At 41.1% G+C, this 17277-nt stretch carries 19 protein-coding genes and 3 tRNA genes; 18 read left to right on the forward strand and 4 right to left on the reverse strand.

Features of this window, described 5'->3' with window-relative positions; genetic code table 11:
• The first annotated feature begins 4 nt into the window (after nt 1-4).
• From C8D76_RS00070 to purT, 9 genes are all read left to right on the forward strand, one after another.
• Entirely contained in the window at nt 5-220 is a 216-nt protein-coding gene (locus tag C8D76_RS00070; protein ID WP_116631088.1) for a YceK/YidQ family lipoprotein, read from the forward strand.
• 3 nt (nt 221-223) lie between these two features.
• Complete coding sequence (rep, locus tag C8D76_RS00075) at nt 224-2251, forward strand: DNA helicase Rep (protein WP_116630806.1); 2028 nt, start codon at nt 224-226, stop codon at nt 2249-2251.
• Nucleotides 2252-2336: 85 nt separating this feature from the next.
• Nucleotides 2337-2430 (forward strand) — tRNA-Ser (locus tag C8D76_RS00080).
• A gap of 39 nt (nt 2431-2469) precedes the next feature.
• Nucleotides 2470-2546: transfer RNA gene (locus C8D76_RS00085), tRNA-Arg, on the forward strand.
• A gap of 61 nt (nt 2547-2607) precedes the next feature.
• Nucleotides 2608-2684, forward strand: a tRNA-Arg gene (locus C8D76_RS00090).
• A 132-nt stretch (nt 2685-2816) separates the two neighbouring features.
• A complete protein-coding gene (locus C8D76_RS00095; RefSeq protein ID WP_116630807.1) occupies nt 2817-3416 on the forward strand; it encodes a beta-phosphoglucomutase family hydrolase in 600 nt (199 codons plus the stop codon).
• 14 nt (nt 3417-3430) lie between these two features.
• Nucleotides 3431-3919, forward strand: coding sequence for a YqaA family protein (locus C8D76_RS00100; protein ID WP_116630808.1), 489 nt, complete (start codon nt 3431-3433; stop codon nt 3917-3919).
• 176 nt (nt 3920-4095) lie between these two features.
• Nucleotides 4096-4599: an S-ribosylhomocysteine lyase gene (gene luxS / locus C8D76_RS00105; RefSeq protein WP_116630809.1), complete on the forward strand. Its 504-nt coding sequence runs from the start codon at nt 4096-4098 to the stop codon at nt 4597-4599.
• Between the two features lie 11 nt (nt 4600-4610).
• Entirely contained in the window at nt 4611-5792 is a 1182-nt protein-coding gene (gene purT, locus C8D76_RS00110) for a formate-dependent phosphoribosylglycinamide formyltransferase (RefSeq protein WP_116630810.1), read from the forward strand.
• Nucleotides 5793-5847: 55 nt separating this feature from the next.
• On the opposite strand, the gene pssA is transcribed toward purT, so the two are convergent.
• Nucleotides 5848-7203, reverse strand: coding sequence for a CDP-diacylglycerol--serine O-phosphatidyltransferase (pssA, locus tag C8D76_RS00115; protein ID WP_116630811.1), 1356 nt, complete (start codon nt 7201-7203; stop codon nt 5848-5850).
• Between the two features lie 111 nt (nt 7204-7314).
• On the opposite strand from pssA, the gene C8D76_RS00120 reads away from it, so the two are divergent.
• Nucleotides 7315-8370 carry a TrmH family RNA methyltransferase gene (locus C8D76_RS00120; protein WP_116630812.1) on the forward strand — a complete coding sequence of 352 codons (1056 nt, stop codon included), beginning with the start codon at nt 7315-7317 and terminating at the stop codon, nt 8368-8370.
• Nucleotides 8371-8601, forward strand: a complete 231-nt coding sequence (locus tag C8D76_RS00125; RefSeq protein ID WP_116630813.1) for a zinc ribbon domain-containing protein — start codon at nt 8371-8373, stop codon at nt 8599-8601.
• On the opposite strand, the gene C8D76_RS00130 is transcribed toward C8D76_RS00125, so the two are convergent.
• Complete coding sequence (locus tag C8D76_RS00130) at nt 8598-8858, reverse strand: YfhL family 4Fe-4S dicluster ferredoxin (protein WP_116630814.1); 261 nt, start codon at nt 8856-8858, stop codon at nt 8598-8600. The genes C8D76_RS00125 and C8D76_RS00130 overlap by 4 nt on opposite strands.
• A gap of 66 nt (nt 8859-8924) precedes the next feature.
• Here C8D76_RS00130 and C8D76_RS00135 point away from each other — a divergent pair, with 66 nt between their 5' ends.
• The 4 genes from C8D76_RS00135 to C8D76_RS00150 all read left to right on the forward strand — a co-directional run bounded on the left by C8D76_RS00135 (nt 8925) and on the right by C8D76_RS00150 (nt 13463).
• Complete coding sequence (locus C8D76_RS00135; RefSeq protein ID WP_116630815.1) at nt 8925-9686, forward strand: ribonuclease T2 family protein; 762 nt, start codon at nt 8925-8927, stop codon at nt 9684-9686.
• Nucleotides 9687-9803: 117 nt separating this feature from the next.
• Nucleotides 9804-10973 (forward strand): phosphoglycerate kinase, encoded by a 1170-nt coding sequence (locus C8D76_RS00140; protein ID WP_116630816.1) that lies wholly within the window; start codon nt 9804-9806, stop codon nt 10971-10973.
• 103 nt (nt 10974-11076) lie between these two features.
• Nucleotides 11077-12156 carry a class II fructose-bisphosphate aldolase gene (gene fbaA, locus C8D76_RS00145; protein ID WP_116630817.1) on the forward strand — a complete coding sequence of 360 codons (1080 nt, stop codon included), beginning with the start codon at nt 11077-11079 and terminating at the stop codon, nt 12154-12156.
• 68 nt (nt 12157-12224) lie between these two features.
• Nucleotides 12225-13463, forward strand: coding sequence for an O-antigen ligase family protein (locus C8D76_RS00150; protein ID WP_116630818.1), 1239 nt, complete (start codon nt 12225-12227; stop codon nt 13461-13463).
• 40 nt (nt 13464-13503) lie between these two features.
• Here the strand turns inward: C8D76_RS00150 and C8D76_RS00155 are convergent, their stop codons facing one another.
• Entirely contained in the window at nt 13504-13845 is a 342-nt protein-coding gene (locus C8D76_RS00155; RefSeq protein ID WP_116630819.1) for a YggL family protein, read from the reverse strand.
• Between the two features lie 50 nt (nt 13846-13895).
• Complete coding sequence (gene trmB / locus C8D76_RS00160; RefSeq protein WP_116630820.1) at nt 13896-14654, reverse strand: tRNA (guanosine(46)-N7)-methyltransferase TrmB; 759 nt, start codon at nt 14652-14654, stop codon at nt 13896-13898.
• Between the two features lie 100 nt (nt 14655-14754).
• Here trmB and mutY point away from each other — a divergent pair, with 100 nt between their 5' ends.
• The 3 genes from mutY to mltC are packed head-to-tail and all read left to right on the forward strand — an operon-like array spanning nt 14755 to nt 17232.
• Nucleotides 14755-15876: an A/G-specific adenine glycosylase gene (mutY, locus tag C8D76_RS00165; RefSeq protein ID WP_116630821.1), complete on the forward strand. Its 1122-nt coding sequence runs from the start codon at nt 14755-14757 to the stop codon at nt 15874-15876.
• Nucleotides 15869-16141 (forward strand): oxidative damage protection protein, encoded by a 273-nt coding sequence (locus C8D76_RS00170; RefSeq protein WP_116630822.1) that lies wholly within the window; start codon nt 15869-15871, stop codon nt 16139-16141. Before mutY ends, C8D76_RS00170 begins: the two co-directional genes overlap by 8 nt.
• 14 nt (nt 16142-16155) lie before the next feature.
• On the forward strand, nt 16156-17232 hold the full coding sequence (gene mltC / locus C8D76_RS00175; RefSeq protein WP_116630823.1) for a membrane-bound lytic murein transglycosylase MltC: 1077 nt from the start codon (nt 16156-16158) through the stop codon (nt 17230-17232).
• The last annotated feature ends 45 nt before the right edge of the window (nt 17233-17277 follow it).

Below are 17277 nucleotides of genomic sequence, written 5' to 3' on the forward strand. Positions count from 1 at the left end.
GAATATGAAGAAAATTTTACTTTTTTCCACCGCACTTTTTATGCTAAATGGCTGCGGTACGATTGTGCAACTGCTTGATCCCACAGAGAAATATCACGCTTATGCAGGTGTTTCTTATGATTTCGAACAAGCGCAGCGATGGGGATTGCCGATTTTAGATTTGCCCTTATCCTTTTTATTAGATACCGCACTTTTGCCTTATGTTTGGTCACAGGAATAACCGATGAAACTGAATGTTCAACAACAACAAGCCGTGGAATATGTCAATGGTGCTTGCCTTGTGCTGGCTGGGGCTGGGTCGGGCAAAACGCGTGTCATCATCAATAAAATCGCCTATTTAATTGGCAAGTGCGGTTATTTACCGCGCCAAATTGCTGCCGTTACTTTTACCAATAAAGCCGCCCGTGAAATGAAAGAACGGGTGGCGCAATCTATTGGCAAAGAACAAAGCAAAGGGCTGATCGTATCCACCTTTCACACCTTGGGCTTTGATATTATTAAGCGGGAATACAAACAGTTGGGCTTTAAAGCCAATATGACCTTGTTTGATGAACACGACCAATTGGCGTTGTTGAAAGAATTGACCGCGGATTTATTAGCTGAAGACAAAGATTTGTTGCGAGAATTAGTTTCTGTTATTTCCAACTGGAAAAATGATTTAATTATGCCAAAGCATGCTTTGGAACTGGCGCGTGATGATAAATATCGCACCTTTGCCGTATGCTATGAGCGTTATGCCAATCAAATTCGTGCTTACAACGCTTTGGATTTTGATGATTTAATCATGTTGCCCACCTTGTTGTTTAAACAAAACGAAGAAGTGCGGTCAAAATGGCAAGAGAAAATTAAATATTTGTTGGTGGATGAATATCAAGATACCAATACCAGCCAATATGAATTAATTAAATTATTAGTGGGAAAACGTGCGCGTTTTACCGTGGTGGGCGATGATGACCAGTCTATTTACTCATGGCGTGGTGCGCGACCGCAAAATATGATGCGTTTGCGAGATGATTTTCCACAGCTTAATGTGATCAAGTTAGAACAAAATTATCGTTCAACACAGCGTATTTTGCATTGCGCCAATATTTTGATTGATAACAATGAACATGTTTTTGATAAGAAGTTGTTTTCAAATTTAGGGGACGGGGAAAAGTTACAGGTTCTCGAAGCTAAAAATGAAGATCACGAGGCAGAACGTGTAGTCAGCGAATTAATTGCTCATCGTTTTAGCCATAAAACAAAATACAAGGATTATGCGATTTTATACCGTGGTAATCATCAATCGCGATTGATGGAAAAAATGCTGATGCAAAACCGTATCCCCTATAAAATATCAGGCGGAACGTCCTTTTTCAGCCGTGCAGAAATCAAGGATATGATGGCGTATTTGCGTCTTGTCGTAAATCAAGATGACGATGCCGCATTTCTGCGCATTGTGAATACGCCAAAGCGTGAAATCGGGGCGGTGACGCTGGAAAAATTAGGCAATCTGGCGAATGAAAAACACATTAGTTTATTCGAAGCTATTTTCGATTTTGAATTAATTCAACGCGTTACGCCTAAGGCTTATGACGCACTCCAAAAATTTGCGCGCTGGATCGTGGAATTAAACGATGAAATTGCCCGTTCAGAGCCTGATCGTGCAGTGCGTTCAATGCTTAGCCAGCTACACTATGAAGAATATTTATATGAATATGCCACCAGCCCTAAAGCCGCAGAAATGCAGAGTAAAAATGTTGCGACATTGTTTGAATGGGTTGGCGGAATGCTGAAAGGCGATGAATTTAATGAGCCATTAACTTTGGATCAGGTTGTTACACGTTTAATATTGCGCGATATGTTAGAGCGCGGTGAAGATAATGATGAAAGTGATCAAGTCCAATTGATGACACTACACGCCTCAAAAGGATTGGAATTTCCGCATGTGTTTTTAATTGGTATGGAAGAGGGGTTATTGCCTCATCAAACCAGCATTGATGAAAATAATGTGGAAGAAGAACGGCGTTTGGCTTATGTGGGCATTACACGAGCGCAACAAAGTTTGCGTTTTACTTTATGCAAAGAACGCCGCCAATATGGTGAATTAGTCAAGCCAGAACCCAGCCGTTTCTTACTGGAATTACCACAAGATGATGTGCAATGGGAGCGTGATAAACCGCCGATGACGGAAGAACAGAAACAACAAAAAGCCGCAGCCAATATTGCCAATTTGCGTGCTATTTTGGCTCAATCGGGTCGAAAATTGTAGAATATTCCGCCAAACAAACCATTTTTTTGCAAAAAGGGTTTGACTTATTTTCAGAAAACCGTATTATACCGCCCACATCAGTTGCGGTGAGATGGCCGAGTTGGCTGAAGGCGCTCCCCTGCTAAGGGAGTATGGGGTCAAAAACTCCATCGAGGGTTCGAATCCCTCTTTCACCGCCATTTTGATGTATCACAATTTAATTATTTAAATTTAATTCTGCACCCGTAGCTCAGCTGGATAGAGTACTCGGCTACGAACCGAGCGGTCAGAGGTTCGAATCCTCTCGGGTGCGCCATTTAAATCTTTTACTCTAGGATTTGAATGTTAAAGATTAAAATTAAATTATTAAACACAGGGCACCCGTAGCTCAGCTGGATAGAGTACTCGGCTACGAACCGAGCGGTCAAAGGTTCGAATCCTTTCGGGTGCGCCATTTATCTTATCTCTTTCTTCCCCATTGACATTTATTTAATCCTAACCTTTCAGGTTTTATGTGAACATTTTGCCTTTTGCTAAAATTTATTGCAAAATGACCGCACTTTTCCGTTATTAAATAGATTCAATCATGTTAGACCAATCAATTATTAATCAATACAATGCACTGATTTTCGATATGGACGGCACACTCATTGATACCATGCCGAGTCATGCCAAGGCTTGGGAAAAAGTCGGCGAGCATTTGGGTTATCAGGTGACTGGCGATGTGCTGTATCAGCTTGGTGGTGCTAGCGTGCGCACAATTGCCACGGAAACCTGCCGTCGCTATGGTATTCCTATGGAATTGCTTGAAGAAGTGATTCGTTTAAAACGTGAATATGGCTTTGAAATGGTGTCACAAAACGCGACCTTGCTGCCAGCTTCGCAGATTCTGAAAAATAATTATGGCAAGCGTGCAATGGCGTTAGGCACAGGTTCGCATAGCAACATGGTCAATATGCTTTTGGATAAATTTGATTTGCGCCAATATTTTGATGCGATTGTGGATGCGGATATGGTAACAGCCCATAAACCTAGCCCTGAAACCTTTCTAAAATGCGCGGAAAATCTAGGTGTTTTGCCAAATCAATGTTTAGTTTTTGAAGATGCAGATCTCGGGGTCCAAGCTGCGCTTAATGGTGGAATGGATGTGTTTGATGTTCGCACCAAGCACATTATTAAAGCTTAGCATTTAAGCTAAAAATGTTTGATTTTTTGACCGCACTTTGGCACGAATATCCACTTTGGTTGATGTTTATAAGCGCTTTCCTTAGTGCGACGATTTTACCAGGTAATTCAGAGGCGATTTTTCTTGGCTTGGCGACAACTATTCAGTTAGCAGCCAAAACCTATTTTTCTGAGCCAATTGCGTGGCTTATTTCTTCTGCAACGTTGGGTAATACCTTGGGAAGTATCACTACCTATTGTTTAGGCCGTTGGCTTCCCTCGCCAAAGTTTAATACAGCATTAAATAAAAACGATAACAAAGTGCGGTGGGTTTTAACAAAATTTCAGCGATATGGCACTTGGGCATTATTATTCAGTTGGTTGCCGATTGTAGGCGATCTATTTTGCGCCGTGGCGGGTTGGTTACGTTTAAATAGCCTACAAACGTTGCTTTTTATCTTCATCGGAAAATTTTTACGCTATTTATTTTTGCTCTATTTAGTCGTGGGTTACACATTTTTGTAAGAACAGGGTAGAATAACAGCTAAAAAAACCGCCCTTTCTCTTACGAGATTGGGCGGTGAATATAACCTAAGGAACCAATTTTTTTATTATTAATCGCAACTGCAAGTTGCTTGTATTCTAAGACCGATAATCAATCTGAAAGTTCAAAAATAATTTCACTTTTTTAAGGAACATTTATGCCGTTACTTGATAGTTTTAAAGTTGACCACACAAAAATGCGTGCGCCTGCCGTGCGAGTAGCAAAAACAATGACCACCCCAAAAGGGGATTTTTTGACGATTTTTGATTTGCGTTTTTGTGTGCCAAATAAAGAAATTTTGTCCCCAAAAGGCATTCACACCCTTGAGCATTTATTTGCAGGTTTTATGCGTGAACATTTAAATAGCGATAGTGTAGAAATTATTGATATTTCGCCAATGGGTTGTCGTACGGGCTTTTATATGTCCTTAATCGGCACGCCAACAGAGCAGCAAGTGGCGCAAGCATGGATGGCTTCTATGCAGGATATTTTAACGGTGACGGATCAAAATGCGATCCCAGAGCTTAATATTTATCAATGCGGTACTTATACCGAACATTCACTCGCTGACGCTCATGCCACCGCACGCTTGGTACTTTCTCGTGGCGTGACGGTTAATAAAAATGAAGATTTGGCATTAGATGAATCATTACTCAAGTAGGAAATTTTAATATGGCTAAAATTGGTACGGCACTCACGGCAAAAGCCACAAAAGTGATGCTACTCGGCTCGGGGGAATTGGGTAAAGAAGTGGCGATTGAACTGATGCGTTTAGGCGTGGAAGTGATTGCGGTGGATCGTTATGAAAATGCCCCTGCGCAACAAGTGGCACATCGTGCTTATACGATTTCTATGTTAGATGGCGCGGCATTACGCACTTTGGTGGAGCAGGAAAAACCAGATTATATTGTGCCTGAAGTAGAAGCCATTGCTACGGATACGTTAGTCGAACTAGAGCAAGAGGGCTTTACTGTCGTGCCAACGGCTAAAGCGACTAAATTAACCATGAATCGTGAAGGCATTCGCCGTTTAGCCGCTGAAGAATTAGGTTTGCCGACCTCAAATTACCAATTTGTGGATAACTTTAAGGATTTTGAAAGTGCGGTCAAAAAAATTGGTGTTCCTTGCGTAGTAAAACCGATTATGTCTTCATCGGGGCATGGACAATCTATTATTAAGTCCTTTAATGATATTCAACATGCTTGGAATTATGCCCAAGAAGGTGGTCGAGCAGGGGCTGGGCGCGTGATTGTCGAAGGATTTGTGAAATTCGATTATGAAATCACCTTATTAACCGTTCGCCATATCGGTGGCGTGTCTTTTTTAGCGCCAATTGGGCATCGCCAGCAAGATGGGGATTATCGTGAATCATGGCAGCCGCAGGCTATGTCTGAGATTGCGTTACAAAAAGCACAACATGTTGCGGAGAAAATCACGACAGCCCTTGGAGGGCGCGGTATCTTCGGGGTGGAAATGTTTGTTTGTGGCGATGATGTGATTTTTAATGAAGTTTCGCCACGCCCACATGATACAGGCATGGTCACCTTAATTTCCCAAGAATTGTCGGAATTTGCCTTACATGCTCGCGCTATTTTGGGGTTACCAATTCCAACCATCAATTTGATTAGCCCTGCGGCGTCAAAAGCCGTTGTGGTAGAAGGCAAGTCGCAGCAAGTGCAATTTGCTAATTTGGCTGAAGTATTAGCAGAACCGAATACGGATTTGCGTATTTTTGCTAAAGGTGAAGTGGACGGGCATCGCCGAATGGCAGTGATTCTTAGCCGTGATATTTCAGTGGAAAAAGCGCTAGAAAAAGCAATGCGCGCTTATGATAAATTAGAAGTGATTCTTTAGTTGCAAGGATCTGTCAATGTAAAAGGCTGGAATAATCCAGCCTTTTTCTTGCCTATTACAAAATCCATTTCACAATTTGATCGGCTTTTACCCGAGAGAAACGTTTGAGCAAACGTTGCACGGGGGCAGGGTAGTTTTCCATTTGTTCAAGTTCAGAATAATGGGTAAGTACGCTAGTATGTTTACGAATTTCTGTTAATTCTGACCGCACTTGTTCTTTCAACTCTTGTTTTGGATCATGAATGAGCAGCCCATTTTCAGCATCCAATCGCCATGCTCGCGGATTGAGATTATTGCCTGTGAGCAAAATATAGCGATCATCCACCCAAATGCCTTTTAAGTGATAAGAGTTATCGCCGTCTTTCCAAAGACGAATTTGTAGATTGCCTTGAGCGATCTCAGCTTCAAATTTTTTGCAGAAAGCGTAAAGATTTTTCTCATATAAATAGGGCAATGCGCCTGCCATTTTAAATTGTTCTGTTGGCGGAATATAGAAATCGTTGGCGGTTTTGTCGCCTACGATGATTTCCACCTGTTTGCCATCATTGAGTAAATCGCGAATTTTCACTTGCAAGGTGCGAGGAAAATTGAAATAAGGCGTGCAAATCGTGAGTTTATCTTCCACTAACACAAATAGATCTTGAATCGTGCGATTGAGCAAATTATCTCGCGCGCCTAAGCCGAATAATGGTGTAATCGTTAATTCATCAGCAAATTTGACCGCACTTTGCAGCTGATATTGCGCATTTTTCAGATTACGGCGGAAAGATTTAATCGCTGATTTAATTTCTTTTGTATTTGGGCGCGCGCTGTCATCCAATGAAAAGACCGCGGTAGGATCCAGCAAATACTGATTAATAAACTGAACGAATGCATCGGCTAATGCAGGATTATGGATTTTTTGGTAGCGATCATAACGGTATTTCTCTTGCTGCTGCAAATACACATTATTGATGCTAGCACCGCTATATAGCACGGTATCATCAAACACAAAGCCCTTAATATGCAACACGCCGAAAACTTCACGGGTATTAATCGGCACGCCAAAAAACATACTTTCATTGCCGTGAATATGGCGTTGTTCGCAATACCAATCCGCATTGGTCGTGCCTTTTGCTGCACCCAATAAATTACGCTGCGCACGATGCCAATCCACTAAAATTTTAATATCTAATGCAGGATTGGCGGCTTTGGCACGATAAATTTCAGCAAGAATTTCTTGACCCGCTTCATCGAATTGCCAATAAAGTGCGGTCACATAAATGCGAGTTTTCGCTTGGCGAATAAGTTCAATAAGGGTTTGTTTAAATTGGATTGCGCTAGACAAAAACGTGATATCTGCCGCAGATTGAGGCAGATAAGGCAAGTTTTCTAAATGCTGTTTCGCGCGTTTGGTTCGATTAATAAACATATTTTTTATCTTCTCGCACAAATTATTTCATATTGGTGCAGTGTCAATTAATGGGTTAGTTTACAATATTTTTTGCTATAATACCTAAAATTTTTGACCAGAGATACTGCTATGAGCCAATTTAAACAGCCTAAATTCCAATCTGCAAATAATGAAAACCGTTTTAAAGAACGTGTTGTTGGCGAGCGTTCGGAACGCCAATTTAATGACAAAAAACAACCTTTCAACCGTTTTGAAAAAAAACATAAAAATCGACCGCACTTTAATGATAAAAGCGATGATCGTACCTTTCGCTCACAGCCGTTAGAAACCCAAATCACCGAAACAACGCTCGGCAACGCTAGCGGTTCGGGCAAAGTGAAAGTGATGGTGAAAAGCACGGGCGTTAGCGATAAGCCAAAAGCGAAGAAAACTGGGGCGTTATCCCCACGTGCGCCAGAAAAAATTAAGAAAAATCGCGCGGAAGAAATGAAAGTTTTTGGTGAAAATGCCTGTTTGGCTTTATTTTCACAACGCCCCGAAAGCATTGTGCGGGCGTGGGCAACGGTGGAAATGTCGCATCGTCTTGGTGAAATGTTTAGCTATTTGGCGGCAAATAAAAAGGCGTATCACGTTGTCGACCGTGCAGAATTAGAATTGGTGAGCGGTTCTGAACATCATGGCGGCATTTGTTTATTAGTGAAAAAACAGCGTCCATTTACGTTAACGGGCTATTTAGACATTCCGCGCCAAGCGGATTGTTTATTGATGCTTGATGGCGTGGCGAATAATCCACAAAATATTGGCGGAATTGTCCGCACTTGTGCTTATTATGGCGTGAAAAACGTGCTGAGTTGCGATCCTGAGTTATTGAATAGCCCTAATGCATTTCGTGTAGCAGAAGGGGGAATGGAATATGTGCATTGTTTGCAAAGTGAAGCAACGGATACGGCGTTAAATCAGCTACGCAAAGCGGGCTATCAAATTGTGCATTTGAGCAATGATAAAAACGCGCAAACTGTAAACGCATTAACGTTACAGGATAAAGTAGTTTTTGTGTTGGCGAATGATAATTTTGCACAGCAGAGCGATGCGGTTGTCACGCTGAGTTTAGCTAATCCGTTAAAATCGGGGCTTAATGTGGCAGTGAGCGCAGGTGTGTTATTGGCTAAATGGGTGGCGCGCTAAATGGCATTGCAGCGTTGCCCAGAATGTCGTGCGAAAATTAGTGACAGTGTGGAAAGTTGTCCGCACTGCGGCTTTTCATTTCGTGCGGCTGATTTAGAAATCTATAAACAGAAATTAGAACAACGCCGCCAACACAATCAAGAAATGAACAGACAGAATGTGAAAGTGCAGGTGTTTTGGTTATTGATTTTTATTGTGGTGATCGTGGTGGCGAGCTGGTGGCATCATTAGAGCTTATCGGCATGGTGAATTAACACAAAGCGTTCCCACAATTCTTCTTGGCTTTCACGATGTTCAGGATCGTCAATAATACATTTGCTGATCGGGCAAACTTTTTGGCAAGTTGGACTGTCATAATGCCCAACACATTCAGTGCAAAGCGCGGGCTCAATCACATAGATTTCCTCACCCACGGAAATGGCTTCATTCGGGCATTCGGGCAGGCACATATCACAATTTGTGCATTTGTGAGTAATCAGTAACGCCATAAAAAATCCTTGAGTGTGAATAGAAAGGCGGCGATTATAAAGAAATTAGAGAGAAAATTAAAGTTTATGAATCAGAAATACGTAAAATGGATCCGCATTGGCGCCGTGCTGCTATTAGCAGGGTATTTTTATTTGTCCCATTATTTTTTGGGGGATGAAAAGCAGCCAGAGCATACTTCTTCTCAGCAAAAACACACAAAATCAACGCAATCTGCTCAAAATCAAAGCCAAAGTGCGGTCAAAAATTCTTCAGTTTTACAGCATTACGATACGATTATGCGTGATGATGCGATTGGGCAAAATAAAAATGCGCCTGTGGATTATTATATGCTGGCGTTATCTTGGTCGCCTACGTTCTGTGAGAGCCAAGAACGAAAATTCGGCAATGATTTGCCCGCATCTTCGCAAATGCAATGCGGTACTCAACGCCAATATGGCTGGGTAATTCATGGTTTGTGGCCGCAAAATGCCCATGCTCGAACGGTAACGGATCATCCGCGTTTCTGCCAAGGCGATTTGCCGCAGCTAGATTACAACCTGATTGAAAAATATTTGCCAGAAAGCCCAAGCCCTAAATTATTGCAAGGGGAGTGGGAAAAACATGGTGCGTGCGCCTTTAAAACCGCCGAGCAATATTTTCAAAAACAGCAAGAATTGTACCGCACTTTAGCGTTGCCGACCCAAGAAATGAGCCGTAAAGAACTCTTTCGTTGGATGAAACAAAATAATCCACAGCTAAAAAATGCCTATATGAATGCGAGCCGTAGTGAGCTTTTTATTTGCTATGATCTCGCTTGGCGTGTTATGGATTGCCCAAATAATAAATAACGGAATTCAGACAATTAATCTTAAATAAATTTGATCTGGAACAGTTACAAGATAACAAGAACTGGGTATAATGCTCGAGTTCAAAATTTTATTAGTTTAATCAAAAGAGGATAAATTATGTCAGTAATCAAAATGACCGACCTTGATCTAGCAGGTAAACGTCTTTTTATTCGTGCGGATTTAAACGTGCCAGTAAAAGACGGCAAAGTAACATCTGATGCGCGTATTCGTGCAACGATCCCAACCTTGAAATTAGCGTTGGAAAAAGGTGCGAAAGTCATGGTTACCTCTCACTTAGGTCGCCCTACTGAAGGCGAATTCAAACCTGAAGATTCATTACAACCTGTTGTGGATTACTTGAACAACGCGGGTTTCAAAGCGCGTTTAGTGCAAGATTACTTAAATGGCGTAGAAGTGAATGATGGCGAAATCGTTGTTCTTGAGAATGTACGCGTAAACAAAGGCGAAAAGAAAAACGAAGAAGAATTATCGAAAAAATATGCCGCACTTTGTGATGTATTCGTTATGGATGCATTTGGTACAGCTCACCGCGCACAAGCTTCAACTCACGGTGTGGCGCAATTTGCTCCAGTCGCTTGCGCAGGTCCATTGTTAGCCGCAGAATTAGATGCGTTAGGCAAAGCATTAAAAGAGCCAAAACGTCCGATGTTAGCGATTGTTGGCGGTTCAAAAGTTTCAACAAAATTAACCGTGTTAGACAGCCTTTCAAAAATCGCTGACCAATTAATCGTGGGCGGTGGTATCGCGAATACCTTTATCGCAGCTGAAGGCAAAAACGTAGGTAAATCTTTATATGAAGAAGATTTAATTCCTGAAGCACAACGTTTAGCAAAAGCCACTCAAATTCCAGTGCCTGTGGATGTTCGTGTTGGTAAAGAATTCTCTGAAACAGCACCAGCAACGCATAAATCCGTAGATGATGTGGCAGCAGACGAATCTATTTTTGATATCGGTGATAAATCAGCTGAAGAATTAGCCAATATCATCAAATCAGCTAAAACGATTCTTTGGAATGGTCCAGTTGGTGTGTTTGAATTCCCTAATTTCCGTAAAGGAACTGAAGTAATTTCAAATGCGATCGCTGAAGCAACTGCTAACGGCGCATTCTCAATTGCTGGTGGTGGTGATACATTAGCTGCGATTGATTTATTTGGTATCGCAGATAAAATTTCTTATATTTCAACTGGTGGTGGCGCATTCTTAGAATTCGTTGAAGGTAAAGTATTACCTGCAGTCGAAATTTTAGAAAAACGTGCAAACGGTTAATTTTGGTTAATTTTATAGGTGCGTTAATTAACGCACCATTACAAACAAGTTTTAGTTTAACGGTGCGTTAGCAAACGCACTCTACATAAAGGAAAAGCAAAAAATGGCTAAATTATTAGACATCGTAAAACCAGGCGTATTAACTGGTGATGACGTTTCAAAAGTTTTCGCGTTCGCAAAAGAACACGGTTTCGCAATCCCTGCAGTTAACTGTGTAGGTTCTGACTCTGTGAACACAGTATTAGAAACTGCAGCACGCGTTAAAGCACCAGTTATCGTTCAATTTTCAAACGGCGGTGCATCATTTATCGCAGGTAAAGGCATTAAGCCCGCTTCAGGCGCGCGTCCAGACGTGCTTGGCGCAATCGCAGGGGCAAAACACGTTCACGCTTTAGCAGAAGAATACGGCGTACCAGTTATTCTTCACACAGACCACGCGGCGAAAAAATTATTACCATGGATTGATGGCTTATTAGCAGCAAGTGAAAAACACTTTGCAGAAACAGGTAAACCGTTATTCTCTTCTCACATGTTAGATCTTTCAGAAGAACCGATGGAAGAAAACATGGCAACTTGCCGTGAATACCTAGCACGCATGAGCAAAATTGGTATGACCCTTGAAATCGAAATCGGTATCACTGGTGGTGAAGAAGATGGCGTAGATAATTCAGGTGTTGATGAGTCTAAACTTTATACTCAACCTGAAGATGTTTTATACGTTTACGATCAATTAAACCCAGTAAGCCCACGTTTTACTGTTGCTGCAGCATTTGGTAACGTACACGGTGTTTACAAACCAGGTAACGTAAAATTAAAACCATCAATTTTAGGTGCATCACAAGAATTTGTAGCAAAAGAGCGCGGTCTTGCTGCCAAACCAATTAACTTCGTATTCCATGGTGGTTCAGGTTCTTCACAAGAAGAAATCCGTGAAGCGATCAGCTATGGCGCAATCAAAATGAACATTGATACAGATACACAATGGGCAGCTTGGAATGGTATTTTACAATTCTACAAAGCAAACGAAGCGTATTTACAAGGTCAATTAGGTAACCCAGAAGGCCCTGACGCACCAAACAAAAAATACTACGATCCACGTGTTTGGTTACGCAAAATGGAAGAATCTATGTCTAAACGCTTAGAACAATCTTTCCAAGATTTAAACTGCGTTAACGTATTATAATTTGTAAAATTTTGCTAAAATTGACCGCACTTTGGCATTAAAAGTGCGGTTTTTTAATAGGTTATTTTATGCGCTTATTCAAATCTGAAACTTTATCCCTGTGGGTCAATACATTCGTATCGGTTTATATTTTAACGGTTTTTATTTTAAAACCCGTTCACAATCTTGCTTTTATTGTATTGGCATTGTTAGGCATTGGTTATGGCATTGTAGTTCTAAAAAATAAAACCCAGCAGTTTTTAACACAAAATGATAAATGGTTTTGTTATGCTATATTGTTTTATATTCTTGTTCGCTTAATTACTTTTGCTTTCCATGACGACCGTTTACGCCACATTGATACGGTAAACCAGTTATTGTTATTTTTACCAGCATTCTTTTTATTGCGCCAATTTACCCCTAATTTAAAAGTATTGTTTGGCGCAATTCCTTGTAGCGCAATTATTGCTTTTCTAATTGCTGCCTATGATCGGCTTTATCTTGGTCTGCCTTTGCCCTTTGGCAGTATGATCCATATTCAAGCGGGTGATATGGCGTTATCTCTTGGTTGGTTATCTTTTGTTTTATTTTTTTATGGATTAAATAAAAAAGAGCACTTTTTCACCGCACTTTGTGTGTTTGGGACTTTAGCAGGCTTGGGGGCAAGTGTGCTTTCCACCGCCCGAGGAGGTTGGGTGAGCCTACCTGTTGTGCTCATTGCTATTTTCTGGATTTTCCGTCAACAAGTATCTAAAAAATTCTTAATGAGTGTCTGTGTCTGCATTGTTGCGCTATCAACAATATTATTCATGATTCCACAAACTCAAGTCAGTCAGCGCATTGCTCAGGCTGAAAGTGACATAGTGAATTATTTCCAAAAAAATAATCCAAATACCTCTATTGGTGCACGCTTTGAAATGTGGAAAGGCGCATTAATGATGACGCAAGAACGACCATTAACAGGTACGGGCGAAGCGGCGTTTAAACAGTATTTTAAAAAGTATGCAGATGAAGGAAAGATTGCGCGTTCAGCCAGTATTTATGCGCATGCACATAATTTGTATCTTGATAATTTAGCGAAAAATGGCGTGTTTGGTTTGTTGTCATTATTAGCTATTTTCTTTATTCCGTTATATAGCTTCATTAAAGCGACTGGCAGTGCGAGTTTAGAAACGAAAACCATTGCGGCTCTTGGCGTTACGCATATTTTAGCAGTGATGATGTACGGTATGAGTGAAGCATTTTTCTCATTACATACCACACAAATGTTCTATTTTTTCCTGCTTTTAGTCTTGTTTGCGATGTTGAGAAAACGAAAATTTATCTAAAAAAAACCGCACTTTGGTGCGGTTTTCTCTTTGACTGTGATTAGTCTTTAGTTGGATAATCCCACCAAATATCGAATAATTCACTGATTTCAATTTGTTGCAGATTGTTGCTTTCTAACCAATTTTTCACCAAAGTGCGGTGAGAATCGTCGCATTTTCCTAATTTTTCAAGGCATACTAAGCCTTCCCAATGTAGGTATCCACTGCCTTCGTAAGCTAAACCGTTTGGCTGGATAACTTCAGCAATAAAGCGATCAACAGTGGCATCGATTTGATCAATTCCAGTGCCTTCAGCAAATTGCCAATTTACTAAAAAGCCTAATTCTTGGAACTCCGCTAAATGCATTTTTTTGCGTTGGCGAGCATTACGTTTAATAGCCATAAGATTCTCCTATTGTGTGTTGAGAGGCTGTTGATAACAGATAAACAGAACTAATTTTTGATGAAATATAAATCCCAAACGCCATGTCCTAATCGATGTCCTCGCGCTTCAAATTTAGTTAGCGGGCGGAAATCGGGGCGCGGAATGTAGTCATTGGTTTCAGAAATATTACGAATTCCGCCCGCACTTTGCACGGATTGCAAGACTTCAATCATATGTTCGGCGTAATTTTCCCAGTCTGTGGCAAAATGGATAAAACCGCCTGCCGCCAATTTTTTCACCACCGTTTCCACAAAATGGGGTTGCACGATACGGCGTTTATGGTGTTTGGCTTTATGCCATGGATCGGGAAAGAAAAGCTGCAATCCGCCGAGTGAGCCGTCTGTAATGCTATCGCGTAAAATTTCCGTGGCATCATGGCAGATAACACGCAAGTTCTTTACCCCTTTTTCTACGGCATAAGCCAGACAAGCCCCAACCCCGGGCGTATGCACTTCAATACCCAAATAGTTTTTATTCGGGTTTTGCTCTGCCATTTCCACTAAAGATTTCCCCATGCCGAAACCAATTTCCAGCACGACAGGATTATCATTACCATAGATTTTCACAAAATCAAAAGGTTCAGTTTGATGATCGAGCCCGTAATCCGCCCAATTCTCATTCATCATATTGCGTTGGAATTCACTTAATCGCCCTGTGCGTAACACAAAACTACGAATTTTACGTTTATAGCGCCCATCTTCGGTGAATTCCGCCGTTTCTACGGTTTTACGTTTTTGATCAGCAAAAGTGTGTTTTTGTTCTGTCATAATATCATCGTTAAATTAAATCGGCGTGAATTATAAGCGGTTATTGTGTTAAAATCCACGCTCATTTTCTTCTGATTTTTTGGCCGCACTTTAGAATTTTATGCAAGCTCGATCATTTTCCAATGCGCCTTTTGCCCATGCTGTACTCACTTGGTTTGAACAGTTTGGACGAAAGCATTTGCCTTGGCAACAGAATAAAACCCTATATGGCGTTTGGCTTTCTGAAGTGATGTTGCAGCAAACCCAAGTGAACACCGTTATCCCTTATTTTGAGCGATTTATCAAAACTTTCCCAACAGCGACCGCACTTGCAAACGCCGAGTTAGATGAAGTCTTGCATTTATGGACGGGATTAGGTTATTACGCGCGCGCCCGTAATTTGCACAAAGCCGCACAGCAAATTCGAGATGAGTTTGACGGGCAGTTTCCCACTGATTTTGCGCAGGTTGTCGCCCTTTCAGGAATTGGGCGCAGCACCGCTGGGGCAATATTGTCCTCTGTTTTGGGGCAACCTTATCCTATTTTAGATGGAAATGTGAAACGGGTATTATCGCGTTATTTTTGTGTCGAAGGCTGGGCGGGCGAAAAGAAAGTTGAAAATCAATTATGGGCATTGAGCGCAGAAGTGACGCCACAAGATCGAACTGCTGATTTCAATCAAGCAATGATGGATATTGGTGCACTCGTTTGTACGCGTACAAAACCTAAATGCACGCTGTGCCCGTTAAATCAGCATTGTGGCGCTTATTTAACAGATTCTTGCTCGAAATATCCCGCGAAGAAACCGAAGAAAGCGTTACCAGAACGAAAAAGTTATTTTCTGATTTTATCTCATCAAGGCAAAGTGGCGTTAGAACAACGCCCGAATTCAGGGCTTTGGGGCGGCTTATATTGTTTTCCGCAGTTTGATTCTAAAACTGAATTGTTCGCTTATTTACAGAAACAAGGTGTTCAGCAATATCAAGAGTGGACGGCTTTTCGCCATACTTTCAGCCATTTTCATTTAGATATTTATCCAATTTATGCAGAACTTAATGGCAAAAAATATGACGAAGATCGCACTGTCTGGAAAAAAGTGGAAGAAATTACGGCAGAATACAAATCTTCAGTACAAAGTGCGGTCAAATATTGGTATGATCCGCGCAATCCTGATCAAATAGGTTTGGCGACACCCGTTAAAAATTTATTATTAGAATTTCAAAAAGGAAAGAATCATGGCTAGAACCGTGTTTTGCACATATTTAAAACAAGAAGCCGAAGGCTTAGATTTTCAGCTTTACCCAGGAGAATTGGGCAAACGTATTTTTGATAATATCAGCAAACAAGCATGGAGCGAATGGCTTAAAAAGCAAACCATGCTAGTGAATGAAAAAAAATTAAATATGATGAATGCAGAACATCGCCAAATGCTTGAAAAAGAAATGGTCAATTTTTTATTTGAAGGAAAAGAGGTAAAAATTGATGGTTATGTGCCGCCAGCAAACTAATTGAGTCATAGAGAATGAAAATCACATTAAGAAAATTATTCCTGTTGGCGATTGTGCCATTTTTGTATGCCTGTTCTTCAGACAATTCACGTTTTGATGATATTTTTGCTAAAGATACCCATGGCTTAGATTTATTAACGGGGCAGTTCTCACAAAATATCGACCAGATTTGGGGGGTTAACGAATTACTCGTTGCCAGTCGCAAAGACTATGTGAAATACACCGACAGCTATTACACGCGTAGTCATATTAGCTTCGATGACGGTAAAATTGTGGTTGAAACCCTTGCGGACATCAACCGTTTACACAGCGCGATTGTGCATACCTTATTAATGGGATCTGATGCGAGAGGGATTGATTTATTTGCTTCAGGCGATGCACCTATTAGTAGCCGTCCATTTTTGGTCGGGCAGGTCGTAGATAATTTCGGTCAAGCAATCAGCAATGTGAATATTGCCAATAATTTCGCCACTTATTTGATTCAAAATAAATTACAGCAACGCCGTTTATCCAATGGACGAGTCGTGCAGTTTGTAGAAATCCAAATGATTGCCAACCACGTTAATGTGCGTGCTCGTAAATATTTACCTTATGTCCGCAAAGCTTCTCGTCAATATGGCATTGATGAGAGTTTGATCCTCGGGATTATGCAAACAGAATCGAGTTTCAACCCATACGCAATCAGCTATGCGAATGCCATGGGATTGATGCAAATCGTGCCAACAACGGCTGGACGTGATGTATTCAAAATGAAAGGACGTGGCGGTCAGCCAAGTAAATCCTACTTGTTTGATCCAGAGAAAAATATTGATGCTGGCGTATCTTATTTGTGGCTGTTGAAAAATGAATATCTTGCGGGTATTCAAGATCCAACCTCAATGCGTTATGCAATGATTTCAGCTTATAACAGCGGTGCTGGCGCAGTATTACGCGTGTTCAGTAATGACTTGGATGAAGCCGTGTATATCATTAACAAAATGCAACCAGAACAAGTTTATCGCATTTTAACAACGAGCCATCCATCGGCTCAGGCAAGAAATTACTTGCTGAAAGTGGATAAAGCACAGCGCAGTTATCGCGGCGCAAAATAATGATTAAATAAAATCCCTATGGCAAATTCATAGGGATTTTTTTGT

It is taken from the genome of Alitibacter langaaensis DSM 22999, from assembly GCF_003096995.1.
Taxonomy (GTDB): Bacteria; Pseudomonadota; Gammaproteobacteria; order Enterobacterales; family Pasteurellaceae; genus Exercitatus; species Exercitatus langaaensis.

Bases quoted from the DNA above. Each gene is read 5' to 3' on its own strand.
- C8D76_RS00125 (WP_116630813.1), top strand. From the start codon at position 8,371: ATGGCATTGCAGCGTTGCCCAGAATGTCGTGCGAAAATTAGTGACAGT.
- C8D76_RS00130 (WP_116630814.1), bottom strand. From the start codon at position 8,858: ATGGCGTTACTGATTACTCACAAATGCACAAATTGTGATATGTGCCTG.
- mltC (WP_116630823.1), top strand. From the start codon at position 16,156: ATGAAAATCACATTAAGAAAATTATTCCTGTTGGCGATTGTGCCATTT.
- mutY (WP_116630821.1), top strand. From the start codon at position 14,755: ATGCAAGCTCGATCATTTTCCAATGCGCCTTTTGCCCATGCTGTACTC.
- C8D76_RS00150 (WP_116630818.1), top strand. From the start codon at position 12,225: ATGCGCTTATTCAAATCTGAAACTTTATCCCTGTGGGTCAATACATTC.
- purT (WP_116630810.1), top strand. From the start codon at position 4,611: ATGGCTAAAATTGGTACGGCACTCACGGCAAAAGCCACAAAAGTGATG.
- trmB (WP_116630820.1), bottom strand. From the start codon at position 14,654: ATGACAGAACAAAAACACACTTTTGCTGATCAAAAACGTAAAACCGTA.
- C8D76_RS00120 (WP_116630812.1), top strand. From the start codon at position 7,315: ATGAGCCAATTTAAACAGCCTAAATTCCAATCTGCAAATAATGAAAAC.
- rep (WP_116630806.1), top strand. From the start codon at position 224: ATGAAACTGAATGTTCAACAACAACAAGCCGTGGAATATGTCAATGGT.
- C8D76_RS00070 (WP_116631088.1), top strand. From the start codon at position 5: ATGAAGAAAATTTTACTTTTTTCCACCGCACTTTTTATGCTAAATGGC.
- fbaA (WP_116630817.1), top strand. From the start codon at position 11,077: ATGGCTAAATTATTAGACATCGTAAAACCAGGCGTATTAACTGGTGAT.
- C8D76_RS00100 (WP_116630808.1), top strand. From the start codon at position 3,431: ATGTTTGATTTTTTGACCGCACTTTGGCACGAATATCCACTTTGGTTG.
- C8D76_RS00135 (WP_116630815.1), top strand. From the start codon at position 8,925: ATGAATCAGAAATACGTAAAATGGATCCGCATTGGCGCCGTGCTGCTA.
- luxS (WP_116630809.1), top strand. From the start codon at position 4,096: ATGCCGTTACTTGATAGTTTTAAAGTTGACCACACAAAAATGCGTGCG.
- C8D76_RS00095 (WP_116630807.1), top strand. From the start codon at position 2,817: ATGTTAGACCAATCAATTATTAATCAATACAATGCACTGATTTTCGAT.
- pssA (WP_116630811.1), bottom strand. From the start codon at position 7,203: ATGTTTATTAATCGAACCAAACGCGCGAAACAGCATTTAGAAAACTTG.
- C8D76_RS00170 (WP_116630822.1), top strand. From the start codon at position 15,869: ATGGCTAGAACCGTGTTTTGCACATATTTAAAACAAGAAGCCGAAGGC.
- C8D76_RS00140 (WP_116630816.1), top strand. From the start codon at position 9,804: ATGTCAGTAATCAAAATGACCGACCTTGATCTAGCAGGTAAACGTCTT.
- C8D76_RS00155 (WP_116630819.1), bottom strand. From the start codon at position 13,845: ATGGCTATTAAACGTAATGCTCGCCAACGCAAAAAAATGCATTTAGCG.